The organism is Siminovitchia fortis (assembly GCF_007681465.1).
GTDB classification, from domain to species: Bacteria; Bacillota; Bacilli; order Bacillales; family Bacillaceae_C; genus Siminovitchia; species Siminovitchia fortis.
Genome location: NZ_VEKZ01000054.1, coordinates 18,839 through 28,282 on the forward strand (window position 1 = coordinate 18,839; position 9,444 = coordinate 28,282).

A 9,444-nucleotide genomic window follows, 5' to 3' on the forward strand; every position below is an offset into this window, starting at 1 on the left:
TGCCCTCTCGGCGCGGTGGCGCGTTAAAGCATTGATCAGAACCCCTGTAACACGTTTTTCAAATATAATTGTCGTATTGATTCACTCTATCAATTCGCTTATAATTGTGGTAATCATCAGAAGTGGCGGAAAAGTTGTGGGCTTCAGATGATGCAGAAAAAAACAAGGGGGAAAAGCATTATGAAAAAGGTATCACGCTTTTGGTCACTGGGCTTTCTCTTTTTAAGCCTGACTGTTCTATTATTTGGCTGCGGCAAAGGCTCAGATGAAGCAGAACCTGCAAGCGGCAGTGACGGCGACAGCGGCGGCAAGAAAAAGCTCGTTGTCGGAACGGATGCTACATACGCACCGATGGAGTATATGGATAATAACGGAAATATTGTCGGTATTGACATCGATATTGTGGAAGCGATTGCAAAAGAAGCAGGTGTCGAAGTTGAATTTAAAAACATCGGCTGGGAGCCTCTGTTCCCTGCGGTAGAAAATGGAGAAGTAGACTTTGCGGTTTCTTCCATCACGATTACGAAAGAGCGCCAGGAGACTTTTGATTTTACTGAGCCATACTACATCGCGAACCAGGTCATTCTTGTGAAAAAAGAATCGGATATCAAATCTTTTAAGGATTTAAAGGATAAGAAAGTTTCTGTTCAAATCAACACGACGGGGCACACAATGATGAAAGAAATCCAGGGCAACACAAGCTCTAAAATCATAGCTGCCGAAACAATGCCGCTTGCCATAGAAGAATTGATGAACGGAAATGCTGACGCGGCTGTCGGAGATAACTCTACTGTTAATGAGTACATAAAAAACAATCCGAACGTCGAAGTTGAAATTGTTGAAGACGACAGCGCCGAAAAAGAATACTATGGCTTGATGGTGAAAAAAGGAAACTCTGAAGTTGTCGATCTTTTAAATGAAGGAATCCAAAAGATCAAAGAGAATGGAAAGTTGAAAGAAATCACCGGCTTTGATGTTGAGTAAGAAGTCGCTTCTCAGTCTATGAACATCGTCTACTCAATCTGGAGGTGGTTATGATAGATTTTTTAGATATTCGTTTTGATATGATTTGGAACTACAAGGAACTTTTTCTTAGAGGGCTGTGGGTTACCCTGGCCCTTACCGCTGTCGGTTATGTAAGCGGAATCATTTTGGGTCTGTTCATCGGAATGGGCAAGCTGTCCAAAAGGAAATGGATCTATTATCCTTGTAAATATTATGTGGATTTTTTCCGGGGAACACCGTTATTGGTGCAAATCCTGCTTATTCACTTGGCTTTTATTCCGAGCGTATTCGGGCACTCCCTCGGTTACTTTGTGTCCGGCTCCATCGCCCTTGCGCTGAACTGCGGGGCCTATAATGCGGAAATTATCCGGGCAGGGATCCAATCGATTGAAAAAGGGCAAATGGAAGCGGCCCGGTCACTGGGAATGCCAAGAAGTGTGGCCATGAAACATATCATTCTTCCACAGGCGTTCCGGCGGATGGTCCCTCCTCTTGGAAACGAATTGATCGCTTTATTGAAAGATTCATCTCTTGTTACTGTTATAGCGGCAAATGACCTGTTGTACGCAGGAAAAGTTGTTGCAGGGGCCTATGCAAGATTCTGGGAGCCATATATAACAGTAGCCATTTTATATCTAATCCTCACCTGGTTATTTACAAAAGTGATTGCCTATGTGGAAAAACGTTTCAGCAATAGCTATATTCCGCGGCAGAGGAGACGCGTATTCACATTTGGCCGCTCAGCAATAGAGGTGAACAAATGATTAAAATTCAAGGGCTGCATAAATCTTTCGGAGACCTGGAAGTGTTAAAAGGAATCGATTACGAGGTAAATGAAAAAGAAGTGATTTGTGTCATCGGGCCGAGCGGATCGGGAAAAAGTACCTTCCTTCGCTGCATCAACCTGTTGGAAGAAATCACGGATGGTTCCATTTATATTAACGGTGTCAAAGTAAACGACCCCAAAACGGATATTAACGAAATCAGGAAAGAAGTGGGAATGGTTTTTCAGCAGTTCAATCTCTTCCCGCACATGACTGTACTCGATAATATCACGATTTCACCGATCAAAATCAGGAAAATGGCTCCTCGTGATGCCGAGGAGCTGGCGCATCAGCTGCTTCAAAAAGTCGGTCTTGGAGACAAAGCGAATGCTTATCCGGAACAATTGTCGGGCGGGCAGATGCAAAGGGTCGCCATTGCCAGGGCGCTGGCGATGAAACCGAAAGTCATGCTGTTTGACGAACCTACCTCGGCTCTTGACCCGGAAATGGTCAAAGAAGTGCTTGATGTTATGAAGCAGCTGGCTATGGACGGGATGACCATGGTCGTTGTGACACACGAAATGGGATTTGCGAGGGAAATGGGAGACCGCGTATTATTCATGGACCAGGGCTACCTTGTCGAAGAAGGACCTCCTGAGCAGATTTTCGGTTCTCCAAAAAGTGATAGGACAAAGGCATTTTTGAGTAAAGTTTTATAATATGGGGTCAAATCCAAACCATCGAAAGGATGGTTTGGATTTTTTTGTGTCCATCCTCCGTCTTCTGACCTTGTATTTGATATGATAGAGTATGAGAAACAGATGGAGATGAACGACCCGTGGATTTATTTTTAATCGTATTACCCGTTTTTTTAATATTTTTTGCTGGATGGCTTGGCCAAAAGCTGATCGGATTTGATATCAAATCGATTTCGAAAGTGGCGCTTTACTTGATGTCGCCCTTTCTTGCCTTCCGTACGTTTTATACGAATGAAGTGACGATGGACTATATTTATATTTTCTTGTTTTGCTGTCTTTTATCGCTCATTCTGATCGTGGTCACATGGATCACAGGCTTTGTGATGCATGCAGGGCGGCCGAAGCTTTCGGCGATGATCTTGGGTGGCGCTTTTATGAACAGCGGAAACTATGGAGCACCGGTTGTATTGTTTGCGCTCGGTGCGGTGGCGTTTGATTATGCGGTCATTATGATGGTTTTTCAGTCATTTTTGATGAACTCAATTGGCATCCTGGTGGCATCCATTGGCGGAAAGGAAAATGCTTCGGTTAAGGATGCCGCCATGCAAGTGGTAAAGATGCCTGTCATTTATGGAGCAGTGCTCGGTCTCGCTTTGCAGCTTCTTTCCATTGATCTGCCGGGGACGATTATGAATGCGGTTGGACTTGTTGCAGATGCTTCCATTCCGACGGTCATGCTTGTGCTCGGCATGCAACTGGCTGCGATGCAAAGGAAGCGCGTCGCTTACAGGTTCGTTTCGGCCACTGTCGGCATCCGGATGATATTGTCGCCTTTGGTTGCCCTGCTTATTTTATATTTCCTGCCTATGGATGATTTGATCAAAGCCGTGCTTTTTATTCAAGCATCCATGCCGGCGGCAGCCAATACGACATTGCTCGCAATCCAATTTGATACGGAGCCGGACCTGGTTTCATTCACCACATTCATAACGACAATGGTCAGCCTGCTGACGATTCCATATGTACTGTTCCTTATAGGAGTATGAAGCCTGAAAGTCTCCCTGTTTGAATCCCCTTCTGTTTATTAGTAAAATGGGACTTGCGGTTTTTATATCGTTGAAAGGGACTTAACTTTATGAATAGAAGACATATCTATATTGTACTGACCTATATTGCGATGCAATTATCCGTTTTTATCGGCATGCCCCTTTTATATGCCATTGGGACGAAGCTTTTGCATCTCCCTCCTCAGGAAGCGAAAATCCAAGCGACAGGATATTGGCTTATGATCAGCTTTTTTGTTGGACTGGCCATTGTATTGTTCTTGCTTAGGAAAGATGAAAAACATAATAAAATTGACCGGGCTGCCCCTCTTCCACTAGGGTGGTCCCTTGTTTGGGCCTCAATCGGGATTTTCATGGCCTTTTTTGCACAGATCATCGCAGTGGGCATTGAACAGATGATTGGCGTAAAGCCTGGCTCTGAAAATACACAGGAGATATTGCAGCTTATCGACCTTTTTCCTGCAATTGTGTTGATCAGCTCGATTATCGGGCCAATCCTGGAAGAGATCGTTTTTAGAAAAGTCATCTTCGGGACACTTTATAACCGGCTCCCTTTTGGAATGGCAGCAGTGATCAGTTCCGTCATTTTTGCTTTTGCGCATATGGAGCCGATCCACTTGATTTTATATACGGCAATGGGATTTGTTTTCGCTTTTTTGTATGTACAGACAAAAAGAATCATCGTTCCCATCATCGCACATGTCATGATGAATACACTTGTCGTAGTGGCACAGCGCTTTATCCCTGAAGATCTGGAGAAAAACATTCAAAGCTTTATACACTTTGTGCAGTGGATGGGAGGTTTCTTTTCATGAGGTCACCGTTGTTTTCCGGCATGATCTATATTATGCTTGGAGTTGTGTTCACATTTTTTGCCGTTCAACAAGTAAAATTGAACGAGTGGGGTTTCATAGTTTACTTATTGATTATTTTGGCCACCTTCGATTTCGGGGCGGGCTTTCGACTGATCTTCCTCCACTTTAGATTGAAAAATGAACAAAGAAAATAAAGAGACATCATTCGCGATGTCTCTTTTCTCTTCAAAATGCCGCAGCTAAACGGGCGCTTGCGCTTTTCTCACTTTTAAAGAATGTATAAAAATTTGGATGAAACATCTATATGGAATGATGATGTGACATGTCCAGCTTCAGGCGCCATCGGCTCGAGGTCATAAGCCAATCGCTGATGAAGGCAAACTACGCCTTCTTCAGCGATTGGCTTATGCTTGTCGCCGATAGGCGGGCGCCTTCCGCTTTTCTTTATTGTGGTTCATTTATTGCGCGCTCCTGCTCCGCTTGGGAAGCCTGCGCCTTTTTGTAGCCTATTTTTGAAATCCATATGCTGATTTCATACAGGATAAGCAAGGGAACCGTCACCATCATATGTGAAATGACGTCCGGAGGCGTAATGAATGCCGCTACCACGATCAAAATAAAATAGGCGTATTTCCGGACCTGCCGGAGAAATGCCGGCGTTACAATTCCGAGCCGCGTCAGGAACAACACTACAACCGGCAATTGAAAAAGCACGCCAAATGGTATCGTGATCTGAAACAGAAAATGGAAATACTCATTGATTCCGATCGTCGTCTGAATGTCCATATTGCCCGATAAGCCGAGCATGAAGCGAATGACGAACGGGAAAAGGACGAAATACGCAAAAAGCACTCCCGCCAGAAATAGCGTGACAGAAACGGGGATATAGCTGAGCGTCACTCTTCGTTCCTTCTCTAATAAACCAGGACTGATAAATGCCCACAGCTGGTATAAAATGACCGGCGAGGTCATAATGAAAGCCAGCACAAACGCCATTTGCATAAACACCTTGAACGGATCAGTCACCCGAAAGGCGTTCATCGTTATATCATGGACGATGCTTGCATGCTGGAGCCATTTTATAAGCGGCTGTGATAAAAAAAAGCTGACAATAACCGCCAGCACAAAGAAAACGACTATAATGACCAGCCGTTTTCTTAATTCTTCTATATGATCAAGAATCGTCATATTCTTCTGATCCATGTCGTTCATCCTATCACTGGCCGGTGTCTTTCTTCTTGTCCTTTTCATCGTCTTCCGCCAGCCCTTTAGTTGCATTCTTGAATTCGCGCAATGTGTTTCCTGCTGCTTTGCCTAATTCGGGCAGTTTTTTTGGACCAAAAACCAAGAGAGCGACAAAAGCGATAATAATCAAACTTCCAGGACCTACTCCCATAGGGTCCACCTCCTCATACTATTATTTTAACGGAAACTTGTCCGTTTAGCCATTTAAATTCGTTTTATCCTGTGAACTTTCCGTGTCATCGTTAGGATAATTTTTCAAGAAATAGATGAGCGATTGAAGCTCGACTGCCAAGTCGATATGATGGACCCGAATGGAAGGCGGGACATTGAGCCGCGCCGGCGTAAAGTTCAAAATGCCTTTTACATTTGTCTTTTTAATCCGGTCGGTAATCGTCTGGGCAGCGCTTGCAGGAACGGTCAAAATGGCAACCGTAATATCTTCCTGCTTTAGCCTTTCCTCCAATTCATCCATATCGTAAATCCGGATACCGCAAATTTCTTTTTCGACCTTTTCTTTATCCACATCGAATGCCATTTCAATCTTTGTATTATTGTTTTTTAGAAAATTATAATGTAAAAAAGCCGTTCCCAAATTGCCGACGCCAATCAATGCGACCTTCGAAAGCTCGTCCTGATCCAATGTTTTCCGGAAGAAAGTGAGAAGATAGTTTACATTATACCCATATCCCTTTTTCCCAAGCGCCCCAAAATAAGAAAAATCCCTTCGAATTGTGGCGGAGTCAACCTTGACCGCTTCACTCAGTTCAGCGGATGAAACCCTTTGTTTTCCCGAAGCATGCAAATTTTTCAAGAACCTGTAGTAAAGCGGCAGCCGTTTGGCTGTTGCCTGTGGTATTTTTGTTGTTTCTTCGTTCATTATCCAATCCTCCAAGACTAGATGTAAGAAAAGCGAAAGCGCCTGTTCATATTAAGGTAAAGCAAAACCCGCCTAGTACAAACTGGCATCGCACTAGCGACGATAATCTTTACTGGACACTCCGCCTGTTTTTTCTATTAAAAAAGTCGGTCCGATCACCATTCCCTTATCAATGGCCTTGCACATATCATAAACGGTGAGCGCAGCAGCGGACACTGCTGTCAAAGCTTCCATTTCTACACCTGTATTTCCGATCGTTTTCACAGAAGCTTGAATAACAAGCTGTTTGTGATCATCTTTTCCGTCCTGCCATTCAAAAGAAAAATTGATCCCTTTCAAGGGAATCGGGTGGCACATCGGAATGATGTCCCACGTCTTTTTGGCCGCCATGATGCCGGCCACTTGTGCGACCGCCAGGACATCACCCTTTTTTACCTTGTTTTGGCTGATATGTTCATAAATTGTGTTGTTGACTTCAATGCTCGATTGGGCGATAGCCGTGCGGACCGTTTCCGGTTTTCCGCTTACATCCACCATTTGGGCCCTGCCTTCTTCATTAAAATGGGTCAATTTTTCCACGCTCAACACCTCTTATCCATCATACACTATTTTGTCAAGCCTGTCTTTTCCTGCCGAAGAAAATTGTTGATTGTCAAAAACTGAAAAAATGGTACACTGTCTATGATTAGGGGTGTAAAATCATGCTATTGTTACAGGTACAGCAGATCACCAAATATTTTGGCGCCGATCTGATTTTATCGAATATAAAGCTGGAACTCCATGACAGGGACCGGACCGCGCTTGTTGGAAGAAACGGCGCCGGCAAGTCTACATTACTCAAAATCATAGCGGGGGAATTATCCCATGATTCAGGGCAGATTGTGAAGCCGAAAGATGTGACCATCGGCTATTTATCACAGCATACAGGTTTGGAATCAAACTTGACGATATGGGAAGAAATGCTTACTGTTTTCGATGATGTCAGGGAGATGGAACAAAAACTCCGGGATATAGAACAGAAAATGTCCGATCCTGCGAATTACGAACAGGATGGTGCCTATGAAAAATTGTTATCGGAATATGACCGGCTGCAGGAGAAATTCAAGGAAATAGGCGGTTATCAATATGAATCCGATATCCGCTCTGTCCTCCATGGGTTCAGATTTTTTGAAGAGGACCACCATACTCATATATCAACACTCAGCGGCGGACAGAAAACGCGCCTGGCTTTGGCCAAACTTCTTTTAACGAAGCCTGACCTGCTCATATTGGACGAGCCGACAAACCATTTGGATATTGAAACGATGGCATGGCTTGAAAAATATTTGCAAAATTATCCTGGTGCACTGCTTCTCGTTTCGCACGACCGTTATTTTTTAGACCAAATCGTAACGCAAGTGTATGAGTTGTCCAGACATGAAATTTCAATTTTTCATGGAAACTACAGCAAATATCTGCAGCAAAAGGCCGAAAATTACGAGCGGGACATGAAGCTTTTTGAAAAGCAGCAGGGAGAAATAGCGAAGCTGGAGGATTTCATCCAGCGGAACCTGGCAAGGGCGTCGACGACAAAGCGTGCCCAGAGTCGGCGCAAGCAGTTGGAAAGAATGAAGATCATGGACCGGCCGGCCGGCGATGAAAAATCCGCATCCTTTTCTTTTTCTATCGATAAACAAAGCGGAAACGACGTTCTGTCGCTTGTTGACGGGGCTATAGGATATGATGGCAACCCTTTGGCCAAAAATATTGGCCTTTCTCTGACACGCGGTGATAGCATTGCGCTTGTCGGTCCGAATGGAATCGGAAAATCTACATTGTTGAAAACAATTATTAAAAAGCTGCCGCTTTTAGCAGGGGATATCAAGTACGGTTCCAATGTCCAAATTGGATATTACGATCAGGAACAGGCTGATTTATCATCCAACAAGACGGTGCTGCAGGAGCTGTGGGATCACTATCCTTTGACAAGCGAAAGAGGCATCCGGACAGTGTTGGGAAACTTCCTGTTCAGCGGTGACGATGTGTTGAAGACCGTTTCTTCTTTAAGCGGCGGTGAAAAGGCACGCCTTGCTTTGGCCATCCTGATGCTTCAAAAGGCCAATCTTCTCATATTGGACGAACCGACAAACCATTTGGACCTGGACAGCAAAGAAGTGTTGGAAAACTCGCTTGTGGATTATCCGGGGACCATTTTATTCGTTTCCCATGACCGCTATTTCATCAACAGGATTGCGACCAAAGTTGTGGAGCTGACTGAAAATGGGACTGTGGAGTACCTTGGTGACTACGATTATTATGTAGAGAAAAAGATGGAAATGGCCGAACTGGAAAAAATTGCCCGTGAAAAAATGGCAGATAAGAGCAAAGCTGTTTCAAAAACTGTGGATAAAAAATCTTATTCTCAGGAAAAAGAAATGAGAAAGCTGGAAAGACAGCGAAAAAGAAGAATCTCTGAAATTGAGGAACACGTCGAGCAGCTGGAAGCGGACCTTGCGGAAAAAGAAGAATTGCTCTGCCGGCCCGACATATACGAAGACCATGAACAGTCGCTGGCCATCCACTTGGAAGTGGAGAAGATTAAGGATGAAATCGATCAACTCATGGAAGAATGGACCGAGCTTTCGGAAGATATGGATTCATAAACAGGCCCTGCATGTGCAGGCCTGTTTTTTATGGATTCGAAAAAAGCATCTGAACTTTGAGAAGCGTTATTCACAATTTTACTCACAAATCCGTCTCAATATTTATCAGTTATGAACAAACTTATCAACATTATCCACAACAACCTGTTGATTAATCCACATTTTCCACATCTCTGTGGATTATTTATGTGTAACTTCTGACTCTCTCAACTTTTTATTAACATTTCCCGATATTCTCTAAAGTTAATCACTAAAGAAAAGCGCAAGCGCTTTGCCCATCGACGTACAGACTGGAGTGCCTCCGACGAGATAAAGGATAAGGAAGTGCGAGAGT

General features: G+C 44.0%; 11 protein-coding genes. 7 read left to right on the top strand and 4 right to left on the bottom strand.

Going from position 1 to position 9,444, the window contains the following annotated elements; genetic code table 11:
• Positions 1 to 180 precede the first annotated feature (180 nt).
• The 6 genes from FS666_RS15080 to FS666_RS15105 all read left to right on the top strand — a co-directional run bounded on the left by FS666_RS15080 (position 181) and on the right by FS666_RS15105 (position 4,540).
• Positions 181 to 984: a basic amino acid ABC transporter substrate-binding protein gene (locus FS666_RS15080; protein WP_144463597.1), complete on the top strand. Its 804-nt coding sequence runs from the start codon at positions 181 to 183 to the stop codon at positions 982 to 984.
• A 53-nt stretch (positions 985 to 1,037) separates the two neighbouring features.
• On the top strand, positions 1,038 to 1,769 hold the full coding sequence (locus tag FS666_RS15085; RefSeq protein WP_144463605.1) for an amino acid ABC transporter permease: 732 nt from the start codon (positions 1,038 to 1,040) through the stop codon (positions 1,767 to 1,769).
• Positions 1,766 to 2,488 carry an amino acid ABC transporter ATP-binding protein gene (locus FS666_RS15090; protein ID WP_120073441.1) on the top strand — a complete coding sequence of 241 codons (723 nt, stop codon included), beginning with the start codon at positions 1,766 to 1,768 and terminating at the stop codon, positions 2,486 to 2,488. The genes FS666_RS15085 and FS666_RS15090 overlap by 4 nt, the downstream gene beginning before the upstream one ends.
• Positions 2,489 to 2,607: 119 nt before the next feature.
• Entirely contained in the window at positions 2,608 to 3,513 is a 906-nt protein-coding gene (locus FS666_RS15095; RefSeq protein WP_144463598.1) for an AEC family transporter, read from the top strand.
• Between the two features lie 89 nt (positions 3,514 to 3,602).
• The gene (locus FS666_RS15100; RefSeq protein WP_144463599.1) at positions 3,603 to 4,346 is read left to right on the top strand and encodes a CPBP family intramembrane glutamic endopeptidase; all 744 of its coding nucleotides are present in this window, start codon (positions 3,603 to 3,605) and stop codon (positions 4,344 to 4,346) included.
• Positions 4,343 to 4,540: a YdiK family protein gene (locus FS666_RS15105; protein ID WP_144463600.1), complete on the top strand. Its 198-nt coding sequence runs from the start codon at positions 4,343 to 4,345 to the stop codon at positions 4,538 to 4,540. The genes FS666_RS15100 and FS666_RS15105 overlap by 4 nt, the downstream gene beginning before the upstream one ends.
• A gap of 250 nt (positions 4,541 to 4,790) precedes the next feature.
• On the opposite strand, the gene tatC is transcribed toward FS666_RS15105, so the two are convergent.
• The 4 genes from tatC to moaC form a co-directional block, all read right to left on the bottom strand.
• Positions 4,791 to 5,549 (bottom strand): twin-arginine translocase subunit TatC, encoded by a 759-nt coding sequence (gene tatC, locus FS666_RS15110; protein WP_144463601.1) that lies wholly within the window; start codon positions 5,547 to 5,549, stop codon positions 4,791 to 4,793.
• A 13-nt stretch (positions 5,550 to 5,562) separates the two neighbouring features.
• Positions 5,563 to 5,742, bottom strand: coding sequence for a sec-independent protein translocase protein TatAY (locus FS666_RS15115; RefSeq protein WP_120073451.1), 180 nt, complete (start codon positions 5,740 to 5,742; stop codon positions 5,563 to 5,565).
• A gap of 45 nt (positions 5,743 to 5,787) precedes the next feature.
• A complete protein-coding gene (locus tag FS666_RS15120) occupies positions 5,788 to 6,468 on the bottom strand; it encodes a redox-sensing transcriptional repressor Rex (protein WP_144463602.1) in 681 nt (226 codons plus the stop codon).
• 93 nt (positions 6,469 to 6,561) lie between these two features.
• Positions 6,562 to 7,047 carry a cyclic pyranopterin monophosphate synthase MoaC gene (gene moaC / locus FS666_RS15125; RefSeq protein WP_144463603.1) on the bottom strand — a complete coding sequence of 162 codons (486 nt, stop codon included), beginning with the start codon at positions 7,045 to 7,047 and terminating at the stop codon, positions 6,562 to 6,564.
• A gap of 122 nt (positions 7,048 to 7,169) precedes the next feature.
• Between moaC and FS666_RS15130 the strand changes: the two genes are divergently transcribed.
• Complete coding sequence (locus FS666_RS15130; RefSeq protein WP_144463604.1) at positions 7,170 to 9,110, top strand: ABC-F family ATP-binding cassette domain-containing protein; 1,941 nt, start codon at positions 7,170 to 7,172, stop codon at positions 9,108 to 9,110.
• The last annotated feature ends 334 nt before the right edge of the window (positions 9,111 to 9,444 follow it).